General features: G+C 46.6%; 20 protein-coding genes. 17 read left to right on the forward strand and 3 right to left on the reverse strand.

All coding sequences use genetic code 11. The features are described 5' to 3' along the window. Window positions 1-394 precede the first annotated feature (394 nt). Window positions 395-1,429: a transposase gene (locus SOHN41_RS06935; RefSeq protein ID WP_007647017.1), complete on the reverse strand. Its 1,035-nt coding sequence runs from the start codon at window positions 1,427-1,429 to the stop codon at window positions 395-397. Window positions 1,430-2,329: 900 nt separating this feature from the next. Between SOHN41_RS06935 and SOHN41_RS20495 the strand changes: the two genes are divergently transcribed. Then, on the forward strand, window positions 2,330-2,464 hold the full coding sequence (locus SOHN41_RS20495) for a hypothetical protein (RefSeq protein ID WP_272941526.1): 135 nt from the start codon (window positions 2,330-2,332) through the stop codon (window positions 2,462-2,464). A 227-nt stretch (window positions 2,465-2,691) separates the two neighbouring features. Here SOHN41_RS20495 and SOHN41_RS06945 read toward each other — a convergent pair whose 3' ends face one another. Further along, window positions 2,692-3,087, reverse strand: a complete 396-nt coding sequence (locus tag SOHN41_RS06945; RefSeq protein WP_007647021.1) for a VOC family protein — start codon at window positions 3,085-3,087, stop codon at window positions 2,692-2,694. A gap of 160 nt (window positions 3,088-3,247) precedes the next feature. Here SOHN41_RS06945 and SOHN41_RS06950 point away from each other — a divergent pair, with 160 nt between their 5' ends. From SOHN41_RS06950 to SOHN41_RS06960, 3 genes are all read left to right on the forward strand, one after another. Then, on the forward strand, window positions 3,248-3,856 hold the full coding sequence (locus SOHN41_RS06950) for a DUF502 domain-containing protein (protein WP_007647023.1): 609 nt from the start codon (window positions 3,248-3,250) through the stop codon (window positions 3,854-3,856). A gap of 371 nt (window positions 3,857-4,227) precedes the next feature. Then, entirely contained in the window at window positions 4,228-6,204 is a 1,977-nt protein-coding gene (locus SOHN41_RS06955) for a BCCT family transporter (RefSeq protein ID WP_007647025.1), read from the forward strand. A 102-nt stretch (window positions 6,205-6,306) separates the two neighbouring features. Then, window positions 6,307-6,669 (forward strand): YajD family HNH nuclease, encoded by a 363-nt coding sequence (locus SOHN41_RS06960; protein WP_007647030.1) that lies wholly within the window; start codon window positions 6,307-6,309, stop codon window positions 6,667-6,669. 26 nt (window positions 6,670-6,695) lie between these two features. Here SOHN41_RS06960 and SOHN41_RS06965 read toward each other — a convergent pair whose 3' ends face one another. Next, on the reverse strand, window positions 6,696-6,926 hold the full coding sequence (locus tag SOHN41_RS06965; RefSeq protein WP_037458369.1) for a DUF1289 domain-containing protein: 231 nt from the start codon (window positions 6,924-6,926) through the stop codon (window positions 6,696-6,698). Between the two features lie 149 nt (window positions 6,927-7,075). Between SOHN41_RS06965 and SOHN41_RS06970 the strand changes: the two genes are divergently transcribed. The 13 genes from SOHN41_RS06970 to SOHN41_RS07030 all read left to right on the forward strand — a co-directional run bounded on the left by SOHN41_RS06970 (window position 7,076) and on the right by SOHN41_RS07030 (window position 21,497). After that, a complete protein-coding gene (locus SOHN41_RS06970; protein ID WP_007647034.1) occupies window positions 7,076-8,377 on the forward strand; it encodes a methyltransferase in 1,302 nt (433 codons plus the stop codon). A 253-nt stretch (window positions 8,378-8,630) separates the two neighbouring features. Next, window positions 8,631-9,680 (forward strand): 3-oxoacyl-ACP synthase III, encoded by a 1,050-nt coding sequence (locus tag SOHN41_RS06975; protein WP_007647036.1) that lies wholly within the window; start codon window positions 8,631-8,633, stop codon window positions 9,678-9,680. A 116-nt stretch (window positions 9,681-9,796) separates the two neighbouring features. Further along, window positions 9,797-10,708: an alpha/beta fold hydrolase gene (locus SOHN41_RS06980; RefSeq protein ID WP_007647038.1), complete on the forward strand. Its 912-nt coding sequence runs from the start codon at window positions 9,797-9,799 to the stop codon at window positions 10,706-10,708. 62 nt (window positions 10,709-10,770) lie between these two features. Beyond that, window positions 10,771-12,504 carry an olefin beta-lactone synthetase gene (gene oleC, locus SOHN41_RS06985; RefSeq protein ID WP_007647040.1) on the forward strand — a complete coding sequence of 578 codons (1,734 nt, stop codon included), beginning with the start codon at window positions 10,771-10,773 and terminating at the stop codon, window positions 12,502-12,504. Window positions 12,505-12,632: 128 nt separating this feature from the next. After that, entirely contained in the window at window positions 12,633-13,790 is a 1,158-nt protein-coding gene (gene oleD / locus SOHN41_RS06990; protein ID WP_007647041.1) for a 2-alkyl-3-oxoalkanoate reductase, read from the forward strand. A 28-nt stretch (window positions 13,791-13,818) separates the two neighbouring features. Then, window positions 13,819-14,058 carry a DUF3624 domain-containing protein gene (locus SOHN41_RS06995; protein WP_007647042.1) on the forward strand — a complete coding sequence of 80 codons (240 nt, stop codon included), beginning with the start codon at window positions 13,819-13,821 and terminating at the stop codon, window positions 14,056-14,058. A gap of 223 nt (window positions 14,059-14,281) precedes the next feature. Continuing rightward, window positions 14,282-14,830: a hypothetical protein gene (locus tag SOHN41_RS20355; RefSeq protein WP_007647043.1), complete on the forward strand. Its 549-nt coding sequence runs from the start codon at window positions 14,282-14,284 to the stop codon at window positions 14,828-14,830. Between the two features lie 165 nt (window positions 14,831-14,995). Continuing rightward, the gene (locus SOHN41_RS07005) at window positions 14,996-15,982 is read left to right on the forward strand and encodes a TerC family protein (protein WP_007647045.1); all 987 of its coding nucleotides are present in this window, start codon (window positions 14,996-14,998) and stop codon (window positions 15,980-15,982) included. Between the two features lie 211 nt (window positions 15,983-16,193). After that, on the forward strand, window positions 16,194-17,732 hold the full coding sequence (locus tag SOHN41_RS07010; protein ID WP_007647047.1) for a hypothetical protein: 1,539 nt from the start codon (window positions 16,194-16,196) through the stop codon (window positions 17,730-17,732). Between the two features lie 191 nt (window positions 17,733-17,923). Further along, window positions 17,924-19,645: a phospho-sugar mutase gene (locus SOHN41_RS07015; RefSeq protein ID WP_007647050.1), complete on the forward strand. Its 1,722-nt coding sequence runs from the start codon at window positions 17,924-17,926 to the stop codon at window positions 19,643-19,645. A 153-nt stretch (window positions 19,646-19,798) separates the two neighbouring features. Beyond that, window positions 19,799-20,182, forward strand: coding sequence for a VOC family protein (locus SOHN41_RS07020; protein WP_007647056.1), 384 nt, complete (start codon window positions 19,799-19,801; stop codon window positions 20,180-20,182). An 84-nt stretch (window positions 20,183-20,266) separates the two neighbouring features. Beyond that, the gene (locus tag SOHN41_RS07025) at window positions 20,267-20,716 is read left to right on the forward strand and encodes a GyrI-like domain-containing protein (RefSeq protein WP_037458385.1); all 450 of its coding nucleotides are present in this window, start codon (window positions 20,267-20,269) and stop codon (window positions 20,714-20,716) included. 109 nt (window positions 20,717-20,825) lie between these two features. After that, on the forward strand, window positions 20,826-21,497 hold the full coding sequence (locus SOHN41_RS07030) for a helix-turn-helix transcriptional regulator (RefSeq protein WP_007647059.1): 672 nt from the start codon (window positions 20,826-20,828) through the stop codon (window positions 21,495-21,497). The last annotated feature ends 419 nt before the right edge of the window (window positions 21,498-21,916 follow it).

Here is a 21,916-nt window from a genome sequence, read left to right on the forward strand (position 1 = left end):
ATAGAAACCTAGGGTTTCTAAGTTTATTAACGAGAGCTGTGGTCGTTCTCATGTATCCCTGCATTGCACGACATTCAGGTGTCCAGCCTATCAGATGGCGAACTGGCAGTTAAACAGAGATGTTGTTCAAATCCCTAGATGCTCGACCTCCCCGTCTGATGTGAAAGGATTCACAAATGCCGCGATGGCATGGATGCCCAAAAGCGGCCATGGGGTGGACGGTCGTCTCGCTAATCACCATGGCTCACCTGTTTAACATCGGTGTAGCCTGTTTGTTTTAAAGTAGATATGTGACTCGTTTGGGGACAGAAGCGTACTGAGTTTTCACGGAATTATCTTCATTTCGGATAAACAAAAAATAATCCCAAGAGCTGAATCGTGAGCGGTGACGAACTTAAGGATGTAACGCTTGGCTTGACGCTTTACCTTTACTCCATTTCCCACAGTTGTGCTGCTTTTTAAACTCGCACATGCTATCCCATCGACCACTTATGCCACTGTATTGACGGCGAAATTCTTTGGCTGAAGTCAACCAAGCATCGGGCGTAATGCCTAACTCATTGAGCAGTTTTGGCCGTTGGTTATCGATATAACCTTTTTTATCAAGGCGAATCGCTCGGCCTGTCCAATCAATCAGTTCGAGATAATCGGCAAAATGAAACGGAATGCCAGATTGCTGACTTAGATGTGTTGAACCATCAAATTTGGCGAGGGATGGGTATGTTGTTTGCGGTCGTTTATTTGCGGATTGAGCCAGTGTGTTAAGTGAGGGGAAAGCGTCATCTTGCGGGTCTAGCGAGCTAATTCTTTCTTGAATCGATGTAAAATCAGAGGATTGCAAAGAGTCAGCAATGCCTGCTCTTATAGGATTTAAATCCACATACATCATGCACGCCAGCAAAGCTTGTTCATCTAACAGTGCTTGTGATTTAAACCGACCTTCCCAAAAGGCCCCTTTACACTCATCTTCACGATTGGCCTTACGGGCAATTTCTTCATTTAAACAGCGCATAAACCAAGATATGCTGGATAAACGCTCATGCCACTCGGCAAGTAAGCTATCGAGTAACATGACTTCAGCGTCGATTAAAGCATCACCATTTATATATTTAGTGGCGACTGAATGGCCCTTAGTGATTTGACGCCAGCGGCTGATAATGTCTTTTTGCGTTAACGATTTTGCCTTGTCGACGTCAATTTTAAGCACTAAATGATAGTGGTTATTCATCACCGCATAAGCGCAAATATCAATGCAAAAAATTGCAGATAATGCTTTGATTTTATCGACAATCCAGCCACGTCTATGCTCATAACTACGACCTGTGAGTTTATCTTCACCACACAAAAAAGCCCTACGAACACAGCGGTTTATCACATGATAGAAAGGCGTTGCATTGGCATCAATTAACTGTCTTCTGGCCGAGGTCATCACAAACTCCACACAGACAAAATCAAGATAATTTAAAGCCTAGTAGAAGGGGCTGAAAAACACAAAAAGATATGGCTGTCCCAACTTTCTCTGCCCAGCGCAGCTGCCAATCACTCTCTTTGGGGCAAATTCCGTTTGCCCTCGATTAATCCTGTCAGCTGCTTTAAGAGAAGGGGCTGAAAAACACAAAAAGATATGGCTGTCCCAACTTTTCATGTTGATTGACGGCATTTTGGCCTCGCATTCAGGCTGATACTCGTATGACATTTTCTCATTGGCTCACGTGAATGCGGTTGGATAAAACTGATAAGGCCAGAGCTCTGTAGCATTACTAAAATTGGGTCAATGTTTTGATGTTGGAGTTAGCTAGATGCCACTTTGATAAAGCGCAATGGGGCACCACATTTTAGCGTTTACGAGGTTTAAAGCTTTTAAAAATAACTTTTGCATTATGGAAAGAATTTCTTAATGGCAGGAACAGCTGAACGGAACAAATTCCATATATAAATGCTACACCCAGTGTGTAGGCTAAACCATCGCTTATCCCATAACTGATTAGCAAAAGCGGAACGGTCGTTGAAACCGTGACAAGCGAATATAGGTTAGGATAATCCCTAACTGTATAGACAGTTATGTAGCCCGCAGCTATACAAGCCACAATCGAAATTAAAAGGCCATTTAGAGAATCGTCCACATCCAATAGTGAAATGAACGCTCCTAGAAGTAATCCTAGGATACTGCAGATAACTAATGGTTTCCCCATGAAATCCTCGTTTAGGTAGAACGAATGGCAATCAATACTAACTTTCACTCATTACTAAAGTTTGGTCAACAAACCTGTAGCTGGAAGAGCTAGTTAAAAAAGGCGAAACAAGCTTTGGGGCAAAAGCTTTTAGTCAGATGAACAGTTCAATGGTCGTTAAGATTGCCACTGTTACAACAGTGACCGTTGGCGGCATGGCCGCTCTTTCACATCTGACCCATAGGGATGTGGGGAATGTCACTATGATGTCTGGAACATTATTGACCATGTGAACGCGGCATTTACACTTCCATGCGTTGCAGATGCCGCCGTCGAGCCTATAGGGATAACTCTTGTTAAATTAAATGGCGGCGTGTCACTGGGGAAACCGTGGCAATGCATATCACGCAATATATGATTCAGTCGTCTTGCTTTGGGGCAAATTCCGTTTGCCCTCGTAATCCTGTCAGCTGCTTTAAGAGCCTATTTCGCTGAGATTAAGCAAGGTTTGTGTAAGCAATCACAGTGTGCAGGCGGGCAAATATTCGGATAATTCCAATAGATTCAAATCGGGGTCGCGGATATAGACGGAGTTGATGCGGCCGGTGGCGCCGGTGCGTAGCACTGGGCCTTCAATAATTGGCACCTCAAGTGCGTTTAAGTGGCTGATCACTTCTTCCATGCTGTGGCTGACTACAAAACACAAGTCTGCACTGCCGGGTGTGGCGAGGGCGGCCTTAGGTTCAAACTCGGCGCCCGCTTGATGGAGATTGATTTTTTGATCGCCAAAACTCAAGGCGATACGGCCCTGACCAAATACGGATTTTTTCATCCCTAACACGCTTTGATAAAAGTCGACGCTGGCTTCGATATCTTTTACGGTTAACACTAAATGGTCTAGGCGGGTCACGCGCATATTCTTTCCCTCGATGCCGTAGCGGTTTGTTCTTGGTTTTCTCTGAGTCTTACCTTACATCAAGTGCTGGTGCAAAAGTGACTCTGTGGTAGCATTTAACGCGCTTTTGGGCGTAAATATTTTATGCCTTTTTTTATCCCATTGATTAAATGAGACTGTAATGAAGAAAACCTTAGCCCGTGGCTTAATGAATCTGCTACCCATGGCGCTCAGCCTGTGGTTGTTCTGGTCACTGTTTGTGTCTCTAGATGGTTTGGGGATTTTTATTTTAGCGTTGGTAGGGATTAACCAACATTTTGTCGGCGCGGGCTTTATCTTAGTGGTGGCCCTCGTATTTGCGGTCGGTTTGCTGTTTTCGGTTAGTCCAATTGTGTGGCTCTATGGTTGGATTGAACGCCAGCTAATGCGTTTCCCACTGTTTAAATCTGTCTATGGCAGTATCCGCGATATCGCCTCCTTGATGAACCGTGAGGGGAAGACCCATACCCAACAAACGGTGTTGGTAAAACAAGCAAACGGAGGATATGTGGTGGGTTTTATTATGACAGACACACCGCCACAGCCCTTGCTCGATGCGTTGCCTGAGGGCGATTGGGTGCCAGTATTATTCCAGTTAAGTTATCAGATGGCGGGGGTGACAAGCCTAGTCAAGCGTGATGACTTGATCCTCGTCGACTGGTCGTTTGAAGAGGCGATGCGCTTTAATTTAACGGCGGGAATTTCACAGACTCCCAATTCGGCGAAGGTTAACGCGACTAAACCCGTTTAACGGCTGTTTTGGTATTAAAAGTCAAAATAACCTTACTTTGTGGTATAATTGCTTGGCGACTTTATTTGGTCGCCATTTTTTATGCTGATTACTCCGACTAAACTTAGCGTTATATTGTGCGTTATGCGCAGGTTTTTATCGTTTAAATACCTATACCCAAACAACCTTATTACACATCTTCGTATATTGAGGTCGGTTGGATATAAGTATGACATAACAAGGTATTACAGCAATGTAGTCTATGTTATTGATGCTTTTGGGTGTGCTTAATACCGCGAGTGTTGGAATGATCGTGAGTTGACTATTTGGCTAAAGCTTAGGCGCTTCGGCTGGGGGCGTCTATCGGAAACCTGTCACGACTAGGGGTATTCATGTCGATTAAATCGAGTATTAACCCGCCAGTATTTTATTCGGCGGTCTTCTTCATTATTTTAATGGTAATGATCTGTGCAATTTGGCCAATCGAGGCCAACCTTTTTTTTAAGTCAATGCAGTCATGGATAGAAGTTAAAGCCGGTTGGCTTTACATTTTAAGCGTTGCTATTTTTTTGATTTTCATCATTTTTGTGATGGTGAGTCGCTTTGGTGATATCAAACTCGGCCCCGATCATTCAGTGCCTGACTATAGCTATAAAAGCTGGATAGCCATGCTATTTTCTGCGGGTATGGGTATAGGTTTAATGTTTTTTGGGGTGGCCGAGCCGGTGATGCATTATCTGGCGCCGCCCGATGCCACACCAGAGAGCTTGGCCGCAGCAAAAGAGGCGATGAAGATTACTTTCTTCCACTGGGGGATCCACGCATGGGCCATTTATGCTGTGGTTGCCCTGAGTCTAGCGTATTTTGCCTATCGCCATAAATTGCCCCTATTACCCCGCAGTGCCCTCTATCCCTTAATCGGTGAACGTATTCATGGCCCGATTGGGCACTGTGTCGACACTTTCGCCGTGCTCGGCACTATGTTTGGGGTGGCTACATCCTTGGGTTTTGGTGTGCTACAGGTCAATTCGGGTTTAAGTTATCTGTTTAAGGGCTTTCCTAATAACACCTTAGTACAGGTCGCTTTGATCGTTGGCATTACATTACTTGCAACGCTTTCGGTATTTTCGGGGTTAGATAAGGGGGTTAAACGACTGAGCGAACTTAACCTTGGCTTAGCACTTATCCTTCTACTTATCGTCTTAATCCTTGGCCCAACCGTGATGCTCTTGCAGGCATTTGTCCAAAATACAGGCAGTTACCTAAGCGATATTGTCAATAAAACCTTTAACCTCTATGCCTATCAACACAAGGAGGACTGGCTCGGCGGTTGGACGCTACTCTATTGGGGTTGGTGGATCTCATGGTCGCCATTTGTTGGAACCTTTATTGCGCGAGTGAGCCGTGGCCGTACTATCCGTGAATTTTTAATTGGTGTGTTGTTTGTTCCCTCGTCGCTGACCTTTCTGTGGATGACTGTGTTTGGCAATTCCGCCATCGACGCCATTATGAATCAAGGTGCGACTTACTTGGCCGATGCCGTGAATACCGATGTACCTGTGGCTCTATTTACATTTTTTGAGCATATGCCTTTTCCGAGCCTATTGTCGGGGATAGGGATTTGTTTAGTCGTGACTTTCTTTGTCACCTCCTCGGATTCCGGCTCCTTAGTGATAGATAATCTCACCTCAGGTGGTGATAAGAATGCCCCCGTATGGCAACGGGTGTTTTGGGCTCTACTGCAAGGTGTCGTGGCATCTGTACTGCTATTAGCGGGTGGCTTACAGGCGTTGCAAACGGCGGCAATCGCCAGTGCTTTGCCATTTTTATGTGTGATGTTACTGATGTGTCTTGGGCTCTATAAGGCGCTTAAGGATGACTGGCTTAAGATCAACAGTGTGCAGTTGCATACAACCAGTGTGCAATATGCCAAAACCAATATCAGTTGGGAGGAACGCATCGAGGTTTTGGTTTCGCATCCCACCGAAGAAGAGGCGCGCATCTTCCTGAATAATGTCGCAACCCCTGCATTATCTAAGGTGTGTCAGCAGTTTATGAGTAAAGGCATTGTGGCCGATCTTGAGTATTTAGACGGAAAAGTGCGCCTTGTGATTAGCAACGAAGCATACCAACCCTTTGTTTACGGGGTGCGGATGCGTTGTTTTGAAATCGTTAATCCCATGGGCGAGGAGTTGGAGCAGGGCAACAACTGGTATTATCGTGCCGAAGTTTACCTAGAGCAGGGTGGCCAGCATTATGATGTTATGGGTTATACCGAAGAGCAGCTCCTTGCAGATGTGGTGACCCAATACGAAAAATATCTGCACTATTTGCACCTTTCTAATGCCGACCAAGGACATGTGGCTTAGGCGCAGTGGGCATTTTGCTAAAACGGGATATATTGCCCCAAGTGGTAACTCGGATTATCCTTGGGGGAATTATCAGTGGTTGTTTTTAGGTTAGGTGTGAGCATGTCAACAAATCAAGGCCAGAGTAAGTTAGATCAAGTGTTAGCCGAGGCGCGGGAATACAAAGCCAAACGCGAGAGTGGTTATCGCGAACAGGCATTAAAATTGTACCCTTGGGTGTGTGGCCGTTGCACCCGTGAATTCACCCCGAAAAATTTGAGCGAGCTGACCGTTCACCACAGAGACCATAACCACGATAACAATCCATCCGACGGTTCTAACTGGGAATTACTGTGCCTATACTGCCACGACAATGAACATTCCCGCTTCGAAGAACTGATCCGTTACGGTAACACCACAGAAACTAAGCAAGCGGCGGCGACCTATAATCCCTTTGCCGATTTAAAGGCCATGATGAAGAAATAACTGAGGTAAGCGCTGAGCCCGTTCTATTATTTTTTAGCTAAGCGCACCTCTGCCTCTAACCATTTGGTTCGGCTCAGGATATGTTTATTTTCAGCGCCTTCGAAATGTGCCTTGCGGGCCGCGAGTTTGTTGATTATTGAATGTTGCTCGGCTTCACTGGCATCGCGCCAAGCGACAATTTCGTCAATATGGCGAAAGCAGCCCATACAATAGTCTTCATCGTTTAAGCCACAGCGGGCAACGCAGGGTGAAAGCATGAGTATCTTCTTAGTCTATCCCTTACTGGGTTTTGTCGACGGCCAATAGTGGGAGTGGTTAAGTTAAGGCGCGAAATACTAACAGACTTTCCGTTAAAGTCAGCCTTAGTCCCTCGAACGATCACAAGTATTTTTATACCGGGTATCTAGTGAATCAAGCAAATCCTCAGAATACATCTAGCGACAAAGAGCAATTTAATAAGATTAATCAATTGCTCGAGCAGAGTCGCCCCCTATGGCAAGTGCGAGCCTTTGAGGCCAATGTCCTGCCATGGCAGGCGGATTTCCCTTGTTTGGCACAGAGGCTGTGGGACATCAGTGATGATGATCTCGATAGCCTAGATGCCGAGCAAGATAGGCTAGTCAAAGCCCTATTACCCGCGTTAAATCAAGATCTTCATCTGCTAGGGCTAGATTGGGATCTGTCTTTATTGGCGGTTCCTGCCAGTGGCGGGGCATTAGTACAAACGCCTGAAATTCAATTTGACGATAGCGCACATTTCAGCGCCCATATTAAGGGGCGTAAATGGGCACAAATTACCGCCTTTGCGCAACATTTACCCGAGTACGATTTACCTGTGCTGGAGTGGTGTGCGGGCAAGGGGCACCTAGGAAGATTGATCGCTAAGACCCGCGGCGTCGATGTGATCAGCCTAGAGTGGCAAGCAAAGCTTTGTGAAGAGGGACAAGCCTTTGCGCAACAATGGCAGTTATCCCAACATTTTATATGTGCCGATGCCTTCACTATTGGGACTGACACAGGGATTAATGAGGGAGAGAGCCTCAATCGAGCAAATGAAAATCCGTTGACGAGTCAGCAACAGGCGATTGCGCTCCATGCCTGTGGCGATTTGCATGTGCGTTTATTGAAGCTTGCCACCGAGGCAGGCACTCGGGCGCTGGCGATTTCCCCCTGTTGTTACCATTTAATTCAAGCGAGTCATTATCAACCCTTGTCGACAGTTGCGAAGCTGAGCACACTTAAGCTCAGCCGACACGATTTGCAGTTGCCACTGCAGCAGAGTGTGATTGCTAATCCAAAACAACAGGCGCTGCGGCATCAAGAAATCGCGTGGCGCTTAGGTTTTGATGCGCTGCAACGTCAGTGTCGCAGCATGGATACGTATTTGCCGCTGCCTTCCATTAAACAAAGCCAACTCAGTGGCAGTTTTGCCGATTTTTGCCTGTGGGCCGCGCAGCAAAAATCCGTCCTAGTAGCACAAAATTGTGATTTTGCGGCTTGGCTCGAACTTGGGCGGCAAAGGCAAAGATTGACTCGGCGTATCGATTTAGTGGCGCATTTATTTCGCAGCCTACTCGAGCGGTGGTTAATCCTCGATCGCTGCTGTTTTTTGCAAGAGCATGGCTATCGGGTTATTGTGGGCGAATTTTGTGCAAACAGTGTCACGCCGAGAAATGCGTTGATTTTGGCATTAAAATCGACCGATTAAAAAACAGTGTCTTAAAATGTGCTGTACAGCAATGTTTTTTATGAAATATTTCTGTATTAGTAAATTTGAATTTGAGTTTACCTGTGCCTATGCCCCTAGGCTTATGTGAGTAGGTGTGAGACAAGTCTTACGCTGAAGATGGTTTTTTATTGAATCATCGGGCTTTTCTTGTTCAAATGTCGCATTAATGACGAATAACAACTGAAAGCTGGCTCTTAGGTCAGTCATTCTAGTAAGTGAATAAAACAGTTTCATGAAATATTCCCGCGTATTTATTAATAGCCTGGCCTATGAACTGGCACCTGTAGTGGTCTCCAGTAGCGAGCTAGAGTCTCGTCTTGCGCCTTTGTATCAAAAGTTCCGCATACCTATGGGACAGTTGGCAGCATTGACTGGCATCACGGAGCGTCGCTGGTGGCCAAAAGGACATCAATTGTCTGACGGGGCGATTAAAGCTGCCCATAAAGCCATGGTTGAAACGGGAATAGATGTCGCCGATTTGGGTGCTGTGGTGTACACGGGGGTGTGCCGCGATCAGCACGAACCCGCGACGGCATGCCGCATTGCCGCCGAACTTGGCGTGTCAAAGGATACGGCAATCTACGATATCAGCAATGCTTGCCTTGGGGTGCTATCGGGCATTCTAGATATCGCTAACCGTATTGAACTCGGACAGATCAAGGCGGGCATGGTGGTGTCCTGTGAATCGGCGCGGGATATTGTCGATGTTACTATTGATAATATGTTGGCCGATCCGACTATGCAGAATTTTGCTCAATCCCTCGCGACCTTAACCGGTGGTTCTGGCGCCGTTGCCGTGATCCTGACCGATGGTAGCTTACCGCTTGCGAATGTGCGTCAACACCAATTGCTTGGAGCATCTCACCTCTCCGCACCGCAGCACCACCAGTTGTGTCAGTGGGGGTTACAGGAAGTTGGTCATAATATCTACCGTGAGTTTATGCGTACCGATGCGGTGACGCTCCTTAAAGAGGGGGTCGAGCTGGCTAAGCACACTTGGGAGCATTTCCTCGAGCAGCGCAATTGGTTGGTCGAGCAAGTGGATAAGGTGATTTGCCACCAAGTGGGTGCATCGAACCGCAAGCAAGTGTTGAGTGCACTCAATATCCCACCAGAAAAAGAATTTCCGACATATCAATTGCTGGGCAATATGGGCACGGTTTCTTTGCCCGTGACCGCCGCTATGGCCCACGATCAGGGTTTTTTACGCCCTGGGGACCAGGTGAGCTTTTTAGGCATTGGCAGTGGCTTAAATTGCATGATGTTAGGCATTAAGTGGTAAAGGCGCCTCGCGCCTTTACCTGCACCATTGTGCTGGTTACCAAATAATATCGCCTATAAGCCTAGGTGATTCGCTCACATCAGCTTGAATAAATAAAACCAAAGATAGGAAGCGTCATGTTAGACACTCTGTTGCCCTTTAAACGTCATTTTCTGAGCCTTAATGGCAACAAGTTACACTACATCAACGAAGGCCAAGGTGAACCAGTGGTCATGGTGCATGGTAATCCTAGCTGGTCGTTTTACTATCGCAATCTCGTTAGTGCCTTAAAAGACACCCACCAATGCATAGTGCCGGATCATATCGGCTGTGGCCTGTCGGATAAGCCAGATGATAGCGGTTATGACTATACCCTTAAGCGCCGCATCGACGATCTCGAAGCCTTGCTCGATAGCCTAAGTATCAAAGAAAACATTACCTTAGTCGTACACGATTGGGGTGGCATGATAGGTATGGGTTACGCGGCGCGCTATCCCGAGCGCATTAAACGTCTAGTGATATTGAACACGGGCGCTTTTCATCTGCCCGAGACTAAGCCTTTCCCTTGGCCGCTGTGGATCTGCCGTGATACCTTGCTCGGTACTGTGCTAGTGCGTGGTTTTAATGCTTTTTCATCCATCGCCTCTTATGTTGGGGTAAAGCGCCAACCGATGTCGAAATACATTCGTGAGGCCTATGTTGCGCCCTTTAATTCCTGGGCGAATCGTATTTCTACCCTACGTTTTGTGCAGGATATTCCGCTGCGTGAAGGGGACAGAAACTATCAATTAGTCTCTGACATTGCGGCAAGCTTGCCAAAGTTTGCCAAAGTGCCAACCCTGATTTGTTGGGGACTGAAGGACTTTGTGTTCGATAAGCACTTTTTAGCCAAATGGCGCGAGCATATGCCCCATGCGGCAGTGCATGAATTTGCCGATTGCGGCCACTATATTCTCGAAGATGCCAGCGATGAAGTGATCCACCAGATCAAACACTTTATGGGCGATGAAGTGACTGCAAAGGCGCAATTCGAACAGGCCGCTGGCTAATGTCGCCCTTGCGTGGAACCGATTTTTCAACCTTGCACTGTGATGACTCTTCGCCATCAACGATGGGCTGTGATGCCAATATTTGCCGTCATCTTAAACAAGCGGCACGTGTCATTCCCCATCACTTGGCGGTTGCTGTGCAAAAGGCTAGGGGCTCTGGGCCTTTCAATCAAAGCTGTGCCCCTGCCAATCTCAGTTATCAAGAACTCGATTTTGTAAGTTTAGATAGGCAAAGCGATGCCATTGCCTTTGCCCTTAATGCCCACGGTATAAAACGTGGCATGAAGGCGGTATTGATGGTGACGCCGAGCCTCGATTTTTTTGCGCTCACCTTCGGACTCTTTAAGGCCGGGGTTATTCCCATTCTCGTCGATCCCGGTATGGGAATTAACAACCTCAAGCAATGTTTTGTTGAAGCCGCCCCCGATGTCTTTATTGGTATTCCTAAGGCGCATATTGCGCGGCGGCTATTTGGCTGGGGTAAGGGCAGTGTGAAGTGCTTGCTCAATGTCGATAGTGGTAAGCCGGGCCTGTCAGCCAAGTTAACGCAAATGCTTACGGGTGCACCGAGCTTAGCGTCGTTGCTAAGGTTGCACTCTGGCGAGCAGATTGAATATCCCATGGTCATGCTAAAGCCCGACGAGATGGCGGCGATACTCTTTACCAGCGGCAGCACGGGGACGCCAAAGGGCGTGGTCTATAGCCATGGGATGTTTGAGGCACAAATTCAAGCACTGAAAAACGATTATGGGATTGCCCATGGTGAGCGTGATTTAGCTACTTTCCCGTTATTTTCCCTCTTTGGTCCAGCACTCGGTATGGCGTCCATCGTGCCTGAAATGGATGCGAGCAAACCTATTACCGCCAATCCCGAATTTTTATTTGCCGCGATTGAGAAATATCAGTGCAGTAATATTTTTGTTAATCCGGCCCTACTGGAGCGCTTAGGCCGTGCGGGAGAACTAAAGCAGCATAAATTGCCCAGCGTGCAGCGGGTGATCTCGGCGGGTGCGCCTGCGACCATCGCCTCTATTGCTCGGTTTAGTCAGATGCTGAGCCAAGGCGTGCCCATTTTAAACTCCTACGGTGCGACCGAATCCTTGCCCATTAGCATGATCGCCAGCGACGCCTTATTGGCCACTACCGAGATTACCGATAACGGTGGTGGCATCTGTGTTGGCCGTGGGATTAAGGGCGTCGATATAGGCATTATCGAGATTTCTGAAGAGGTTATCCCAGGGTGGGATGATGCCTTACTGCTGAATAGCGGTGAAATTGGCGAGATAGTTGTGCGGGGACCTATGGTCAGTCAGTCCTATTATCAACGGGATAGCGCAACGGCAGCGGCGAAAATATGGGACGAAGCGACCCAAACCTATCGGCATCGTATGGGTGATTTAGGTTATCTCGATACCGAAGGGCGGTTGTGGATGTGTGGGCGTAAGGCCCATAGGGTCGATACGACCCATAATGGTCAATTTGCTAAGCGGTATTATTCGATTCCCTGTGAGCGTATTTTTAATACCCATCCCAATGTGAAGCGCTCGGCCCTCGTAGGAGTCACAGTAGCGAACGAGATCGAGCCGTTAATTTGTATTGAACTCGACCAATCATTGGTGTGCAATAAGAGCCAGCAGTTGTACCAAGATTTGATCACCATTGCCGAGCAATTTGCCCAGACTAAGGGGATCAGACGTTTTCTTATCCATCCTGACTTTCCCGTGGATGTGCGGCATAATGCTAAAATTTTTAGAGAAAAATTAGCCGTTTGGGCACAATCTCAGACCAAAGGTTAATTTCAGTTTAGACTCATTTTTTCCGTAAAATTTGCGTTATATTCTGTGTTCATTTGAGCCACAGTTTATTTTTATTCCCCTATGTTTATTGCACTGGCTTATATAACAGCGGTGGAACTGGATATCTAATGACGAACAACCCAAGCAAACGTTTGACACTGACACCATTGGAAGTGCAAGAGCAAAATGCCCTCACGCAGCTTGCTTTAAAGGTAAGCCATGCTTTTGTCACTGGCGCGGGGGGATTTTTAGGTAAGGCCATATGTTTAAGATTGTTAGCCGCAGGGATTAAGGTGACAGGTTTTGCCCGTGGAGATTATCCCGAACTGGCATCCCTCGGCGTTGTTATGGTGCAGGGGGATCTCGTCAATAAGGAGCAAGTCCAACAGGCGATGCAGGGCTGCGATATCGTGTTCCATGTGGCGTCAAAAGCCGGGGTATGGGGGGATAGGGACAGTTATTTTTGCCCGAATGTGAAGGGAACGGCTAATGTGATTGCTGCGTGCAAGGCATTAAAAATAAATAAATTAGTCTATACCAGTACGCCGAGTGTGACCTTTGCTGGGCAGGATGAGTCAGGTATTGATGAGTCCACGCCCCATGCGGCTCAATTTCTCAATTATTACGCCCATTCCAAGGCCATCGCCGAGAAGATGGTGCTCGATGCGAATCAAGCGGGTGACGTGCCGCTTGAAAATACCGATGCAACCCAATTATCTCCCCAATTCGCTATCCCAGTAACGAGTCCGCTAACTGCGCCCTATGTATTAAAAACCGTTGCACTGCGGCCACATTTAATCTGGGGCCCTAATGATCCCCATCTTGTGCCTCGAGTACTCGCGCGCGGCCGTTTAGGCAAATTAAAATTGGTTGGCCGTGAAGATAAATTGGTCGATACCATCTATATAGATAACGCCGCCTATGCCCATGTGCTCGCGGCGCTCGAACTCTGTGAGCCCCAGCCTAAGTGTCAGGGAAAAGCCTATTTTCTCAGTAATGACGAGCCTGTCACTATGGCTAAAATGCTTAACTTGATTTTGGCCTGTGATGGCTTGCCGCCAGTGACCAAGCGGGTTTCTCGAACTGTGGCCTATATCGCGGGGGCGGTCCTCGAGGGGATGTATCTTCTCTTAAAAAAACAACAGGAACCGTTAATGACCCGCTTTGTGGCTCGTCAGCTATCCTGCAGCCATTATTTTGATATTAGCGCCGCTAAACGGGATTTAGGCTATCGTCCGCTGATCTCTATCGATGAAGGGATGAAACGTCTTAAAGCATCGCGCTAAATGGATTGTCGGCAAATTAGGTGGAATGATGGGGTGTAATGATTGCAACACTTCGATTTTTAAACAAAAAATTGGCCGTTGCCAGTCTTGTATGTGGCAACTTACAGGCTTATCCGCTATCGGTTGGCCGCTGTGGTGGTTTCTCTATTGGGAAACTCCGCGGGAGGTCAACTCCATCGCATTATTGTTTTTCTGCTCAGCCTTTACCGGCTTGTTGTTACTGCATCTTGTTGTGTTAGCTGTGCGTTGGATCCTCGGACGCAAATAAGTACCTTCCTCAACATGTTGTCCGTTTGAGTGAGCCTGCTCATGTTTTTCCCTATCCTTGATGGTGGCGAGTGGTTGCCATTGATCACATTTCTGTTTGGTATTTTATGCGATTTTAGTACGGTGAATTTTCCATACGGGAATACCTTGATTGTACTTGCCCCCTTATCGGGGTAGCTTAAAGGGAAAATGATCATTCACATGATTAACAAGGAATTTCGGTAGTGGACAATATCAAGGCAAAGAATTTGATGGCGTTAAACTTGTTAAGGCTAGGTCAGTTAAAGCCGTTTTCAGGAAAGCGCGTTTTCAACACTGTACTCATTGCATTCTGTTTAGTGGTGGGCGCGGTAAGCGACCTCTCTGCGGCAGAGGATCTTCTCCCTAGAATCGATGGCTTAAAACCAGTTCAACCGAATCAAGCTTTGCTTGGTAGCTGGCAGTTAGTATCGGGGCAGTACTTAGATGACAAGGCGCAGTGGGTGGATTATCAAACACTTAATCTAACTGCTATCAAAGTGATCTCCGAAGGCCATTTCAGTTTTACCACCATGAAAGTGGTGGAGGGTAAACGTCAGTTTTGGGCTGCAGGTGCGGGAACTTATCAAGCGACAGCCACCGAGTACCGTGAGCGACCTGAGCTAAATTCGTTTGGGGTAAGCGATAGGGCAGAATTTGTTTTTAGCTATCGAATAGAAGGCCATCAATGGCATACCCAAAGGTTTGAAGAAGGGGAGCTTAAAGAGACTGAAGTGTGGCAACGACTCGACTAAACAGTAGACTATTTGTGCTGAAGAGGAATGCCTGAGTGCGTGAATTTAAACAAATTAAGTCTGATATTCTGGATACTTTATATTGTTCACTGTTTAAGTAAGCAGTCAGTTCTCCCATTGTGACTAGGCCGAATATGTCAAAATTTTAGATTTTTAAGGAGAGGCATGGTGCTTTTTACCACCTTATTTGCGGGCTACCCGATTTGGGTTTGGTTGATGTTCTTTGGCTTTGTATTAGCCCTGCTGGCCTTTGATTTAGGTGTGTTGCATAAGGACCAACATGAAATCACCGTCTCTGAAAGCTTAAAACTCTCTGCGTTTTATATTTGTATGGCGATGTTATTTGGTGTTTGGCTTTGGTGGTATAGGGGACCAACGGCAGGGATGGAATACCTGACGGGTTATCTGATTGAAAAGTCACTGTCTATGGATAACATATTTGTTATCGCGCTTATTTTCAGTAGTTTAGGTATTCCACGTCTATATCAACATCGCGTGCTGTTCTGGGGGATTATTGGCGTGATTATGTTACGCGCCATCATGATCGGTCTCGGGGCCGTACTTGTGGCAAAGTATCAGGGTGTTTTGGTGTTGTTTGGCCTGTTCTTGATTTTCACCGGTGTGAAGATGTTGTTCTCGCAGGAGGAACATAGGGATATTCAAGACAATAAGCTGTACAAGTGGTTACGTACTAAAATGCGTTTTACGCCAACCCTGCATGGGGAAAAATTTGGGGTACGTGGCGAGGATCACCAGTTAAGTAAAGGCTGGTGGGCGACACCGTTATTTTTGGCGCTAATTCTGATTGAAACCGCGGATTTAGTCTTTGCGGTTGACAGTATCCCTGCAATATTTGCCATCACTCAAGATCCTTTTATTATCTATACCTCTAATATCTTCGCTATTCTGGGACTGCGGGCGCTGTACTTTGCTTTAGCAGCCATGGTGCATCGTTTCGAGTACCTTAAGTATGCCCTGTCTGTGGTGTTGATTTTTATCGGTGCCAAGGTCGGCTTAGTGTATTTCTATCATATAGGATTAGTGGGCTTTACCATCCCAACGGCACTTTCTTTAGGAGTCACCTTTGGCCTGTTAGTCGCAGGAGTACTCTACTCACTTTGGAAAACCCGCGGACAAGCAGCCGAGAAGTAAAATTGCTTGTTTACCCCCTGGTGATATTAAGCCGTTTAACCTGAGTTAAGCGGCTTAACTATTACGCCTAAATAATACGCCTAAATAAAAATCATGTTTAAATAAAAAGTTAAAAATTAGACTATGCTTAAATACGTTTGATATAAATACTACCGCCATTTATATCAAACTCAGGGGATTTTTGAGATTAACCTTCATCAAGGACGATACTATGAAACTCAACATTGCCGTCATACTCATATTCTCAGCTTGTACATTGACCGCTGTCGGTGCAGAAGCCGCAGACAGCCAATCTAATATGGCTAACTCTAATCCAACTTCCACTTGTACAGGTGCCTACCCGAGTTACTTCCAAGATCCCGCCTTTACTAAAACGGGGATGTGGGACAACCAAGTGATCATTAATCAGGCTTACCCTGGATGGAAAGGTCCCATTTTTCGTCTAAGCGATGCGTACACTAGCGCTAAACCCGATGATGAAACCCCTTGGCTTAAATTTAATCCCTTCGATAAAAGCCTGAGTGAAAAAGATAAAAATACCCAAGCATGGAACTACCTTTGGGCGGTCATGAAATATATCCAAGCAGGGAATGTTGATAGTGGGGATGTGAATAGAGACTGGGATCTGTGCAATAACAAAGTTCGTTCTTGGTATCACATTCCCTACCAAACCTACGATCCCATGAGCGGTCGGGAGTTTGTGCATGGATTGACCCGTGAAGCCCCCGTCACAATGGCGATTAAAGGCCAGGGGGACATTAAAACCACTATGTGGGCGGTGGGGTTTTATAATCCTCAGGCGGCAAATAGCATTGGCAAGGTATGGACGGGAGCTCCATCGCCGGTGATGCCACAAACCAATTTTGTATTTAATGAGGGTAGCGTCATTGGCAAGTTGCTATTCACCACGGCGACTCCCAGTAATTATCCCTTCTTAGAAAATGTGCCCGTATGGCAAGCCAATATCAGCGCCAGTGATTTTTGTGAATGTAAGAATGCCGATGGCAGCGCTTGCAGCTTCCAACAGGAAACAGAGCAATGCCCACGCACAGTTGCCGATGTTTACCTATTGCAGTTTGACATAGCGGTGCGTGACAGCCGCTCTCCCGTAGGCTGGGCCTATGGCACCTTTGTGGCCGATGGTCAGTTTAAGGCTCAGGAGAAAAATCCTTGGGATCGTATTTCACCACTTGGGCTGATGTGGGGTAATGATACACCGCCTGCGACCGTGGGCGCGGCAGCATTTCCGCAAAATCCGGTGACAGAACTTAAGGATAGCGCGGTATTTCAAGAGGTTGTTGGACGTTTAAATGAAAAAACCAATGCGGGGCATTTAGGCTGCAATGGACGTTTAAACGGCCCTGCGGACAATGCCTTAAGCAGCTGTTTATCCTGCCATCAAACTGCGTCAGTGCCCGATAGCACTAACAATACCCCGGCGATTATGTACCAGTTTGCTTCGTATCAGGAGCAGGGCAGTGGGCAATGCTTAACTTCACCTAGCAAACTCGATCTCGCGATTGACCAAGTGTACTTTAAGTCCTTCCAGTGTTCTGAATCCTTCAGCGGCCCTAAAAATATTGTGCCGATACCTCAATATGCTCAAGGGCAGACACAGTGGATCTCTACGGATTTCTCCTTGCAACTCAGCATCAGTCTTACTCAATGGCAAGAGTGGCAACAGGATCAGGAAAATCTGAAGAAAAATATTAAGGTTCGCGTATTCGATGGCACGCTACCATCCCGTTAATGTTGAAGTTTGTGTCAGGTTAACACCTACGCACTATCCGGCATGAATGGCTAGATAGTGCGTTTTTTATGCTCATCCTTAGTTGATGCCGAAATTAAGCCTCAGCTGATTTTGAAATTAATGCAAATTAGCTTGTTCTTCGCCGCTGTTTTTCCTAAGGTAATTGCAAATGATTTTCAATGAGGCGTGTTATGAATACTCCACTGCAATTACAGGTTAAACATTGGCTTGAAAATGATCCTGACCCCCGCACTCAAACCCAATTACAAACCCTAATTGATAACGGCAATGAAGCCGAACTCGCGGCGCGCTTTGCCGGTCGCTTGGAGTTTGGCACCGCGGGGTTACGCGGTGTTGTCGGCGCGGGGCCTATGGGGATGAACCGTCTGGTGATCCGTCAAACCTCGGCTGGCCTTGGTGCTTATCTGCTTGATCAGATTAAAGATGCCGCCGAGCGTGGCGTGGTGATAGGTTATGATGGCCGCCACGATTCACGTACCTTTGCCCATGATACGGCCAGCGTGTTGACCGCCATGGGATTCAAGGTGCGACTCACTAGCAAAGTGGCACCGACTCCCTTGGTCGCCTTTGGGGTGAAGCATTTTAACGCGGCGGCGGGCATTGTCGTGACCGCCAGCCATAATCCACCACAATACAATGGTTATAAGGTGTATTGGGAGAATGGCGCCCAGATCATTCCACCACACGATTCGGGTATCGCCGCGCAAATTGAACTGGCGGCCACCAAGGCCATCCCATTTTTAGCGCAAGATGAGGCGGTTGCACAGGGTAAGTTGATTTGGCTTAATGAGGGTTACTACGAAACCTATCGGAACGGCGTAAAGCAATCCTCTGTACTACAAAATCATACCGCCCCTGAAAAAGTCACTTTAGCCTATACTGCGATGCACGGTGTGGGGGCTGAAATGGCTGAAACTGTGCTGAAAGATGCAGGGTTTACCCAAGTGTATTCCGTGGCGGCGCAGCGCGAGCCCGATGGGGATTTCCCGACGGTGAACTTCCCCAATCCGGAAGAAAAGGGCGCGATGGATTTAGTCATCGCCGAGGCGAAAAAATACGGCACTATGCTCGCCTGTGCCAACGATCCCGATGCCGACCGTTTTGCGGTGGCGGTGCGTAAGGGAGAGGGGGAATATCAAATGTTGACGGGGGATCAAGTGGGCATCCTCCTTGGTCATTATCTGTTAAGCCATGCCCCTGAGCATCGAGGTTTAACTGGGACGACTATAGTCTCATCGAGCCTGTTATCTAAGATTGCTAAGAGCTTTAGTCGCCAAAGTTATACCACGCTCACTGGCTTTAAATGGCTGATGAATGTGGGAATTGTTAAGAGCCAGCCCGATAATCCATTCCTATTTGCCTACGAAGAAGCCCTAGGCTACACCGTCGGTAGCATGGTGTGGGATAAAGACGGCCTGTCGGCGCTGGTGGCCTTTGCCCAATTAACCGCCGAGCTTGTCGTCAATGGACAAACCATTTGGGACAGACTCGAGCAAATTTACCGTGAGCATGGCTTCCATCTCAACGCGCAGGTGAGTATTGCGCTAAAACCTGACACGCCCAAGATTGGCGCCTATTTGCGCGAGCACCCACCGCTGAAGATTGGTGAGCTAGACGTACTCTCAACCGATGATTTAAAGGCGCTTGAGCGCCGTTTTGCCGATGGACGCGTCGAGAAAATTGATTTGCCATCGAGTGATGTTTTGACCTATTGCCTAGCGGGTGGCGCTCGGGTGATCGTCAGACCTTCGGGTACAGAGCCCAAAATCAAATGTTATTACGAAGTGGTCGAGCCTATGATGGCGGATGACACCCTCGCTAGCGCCCAAAGCCGAGCAACTCAGGCAATGGAGGTATTTATCGCGGCCCACCAAGCCAGTTTGCCAAAATAACGCCCTAGGCCAAAAACTCAACATTCACTTTTATTAAAAGGCTACTGACATCATGTTGTCAGTAGCCTTGTTTTATTCTTGTTGTTGCCCGCTGGTGGTCCAGATTAATAACCTTATGGATCATTGGTATTTTTCAACAAGGAGAAAGTGAAAATGTTATCTATTGCACCGTTAGTTTGGGGTGAAATTCCTGTCAGTGATATGAATCGTGCCGTTGCTTTTTATCAGCAGCATTTTGGCGTTGAGTTTAAGCGTGACGATATGGAAGACATGGAATACGCCACCATAGTGACCGAAGACGTTAGCGCCGCTAGTATTGGGCTAGTCAAATGCAGCATGAGCCAACCGTCGATGCAGGGCAGCACTGTGTATTTGCATTTCAGCACCCAATTGCAGCCCTTAGTGGATAAACTCACCGCGGCTAATGTCAATATTCTGCTGCCAGTAACCCCGATCAAAGAAGGGGAATGTGGTTATATTGCCCTCTTTGTCGACAGTGAAGGCAATAAAGTGGGTCTGTGGTCTAAGGATAAGTAGGCGATTTTTTAACCTACCAGAGTCGTGCACTCAGGGCACGACTCTGATTAACTTATTGGTTTGGCTATATATGGAAAAACAATGATGGACCTGGTTTATATTGATGCTCGACCGCTACTAGGGCTTAGCAGCCGCACGAACAATCGGGCCGAGATGTCCGTCGATAGCGCTAAAATTGGCGGCCTGTGGCAAGATTTTTTTGAATCATCCCAGCTCACGGCTATGCTCAATTCGCCCATGTACGGCGTGTATTATGACTATGAGTCAGACATGAATGGCGAGTTTGCTGTGCTGGTGGGCAAGGCAATTGATGCCCCTGTCGAAGCAAACCACTTCACGTCGCTGGAGCTTGAAGCTGGTAAGTACCTTAAATTTACGGCCCAGGGGGAAATGCCCCAGTGTGTTATCGATCTTTGGGGACAAGTGTGGGGCTATTTTGGTACTAACGATTGTCCACATCAGCGGCGCTATCAAACTGATTTTGAAGTTTACCTTAGCACCACTGAGGTTGAGATTTATATCGGGATTTTATGATTTAAATCGTAAACTATCACTCAAGCGAGTATAAGGATATGCCAGTGATTTATGTAAACTAACACTGCTTAATCAACTTATTGACAAATAAAGGATTAAATCAGAGTCCATGCGCCGCGCCGATCGCCTATTTCAAATAGTGCAAATTCTTAAACATAAACGCCTGACTACAGCCTTGGAGCTAGCCGAACGGTTAGAGGTTTCCACGCGCACGATTTACCGTGATGTGCAGGATTTGTGTTTAAGCGGCATTCCCATCGAAGGGGAGGCGGGGGTAGGCTATTTATTGCGCCATGAAGTCAATGTGCCGCCGTTAATGTTCAACGAAGCCGAACTCGAAGCGATTCAAGTGGGCATGCGTATGGTGCAAACCTGGGGGGGAAAAGAACTCGGTAGCGCGGCGCGCCAAGCGATGATCAAAGTCGAAGCCGTGCTGCCTAAGCGATTACAAGCCTATCAATCCTTGATGTTTTCGCCCGATTTTTATTTAGATTCCAATGAGTTTCAATTCCTTGATCCTTTGCGTAATGCCGCACAGCGCCGCGAATATGTCAAACTCTTCTATCAAGACGTCAAACTCGATGTCACCGAGCGGGAAGTTAGACCGCTTGCCATCTATTTTTGGCGTGGCACTTGGACCTTGCTGACTTGGTGTGAGCTACGTTCGGCTTTTCGTAATTTCAGGGTCGATCGCATCACTGGTCTTGTGCGGTTGAACCGTTATTTTCCGATAACTTCAGGGCAAGAATTAGATGATTTTATTGTAATGACTAAATATTGATTAGTTTACCGTTCTTGCTGCCATTAAGTGTTAACTGTAAAAAATTGTAAGAATTTATATTTAATTTTTTTCAGTTTATTTCCTGCTCATAACTTATTTTAATTGTGCTTATTTTTAAGATTTTGAAGATGTTTAATGTCTCCAATAAATTTCACTTTTTATTAACAATTCTGTGTGGTAATGTTAATAATATTATAAGTCTTTAGTTTGATTTTTTGTTATTTCATTTATTTTAATCATCAATTCCCATCTTTTGCTTATTTGTATGTGTTTGATATTTAATGCTTTAATCTTATATTGTTTTGCTTGGTAAAAAAACAATTGTTAACCAATTTAAAACTTATGTTTATAAAATGTTTTAACTTCTTCGTTATTGTTGCATTATATATTTAAGTGGAAATGTTAGTTGTCTTACTCTC

Source organism: Shewanella sp. HN-41, from assembly GCF_000217915.1.
Taxonomy (GTDB): Bacteria; Pseudomonadota; Gammaproteobacteria; order Enterobacterales; family Shewanellaceae; genus Shewanella.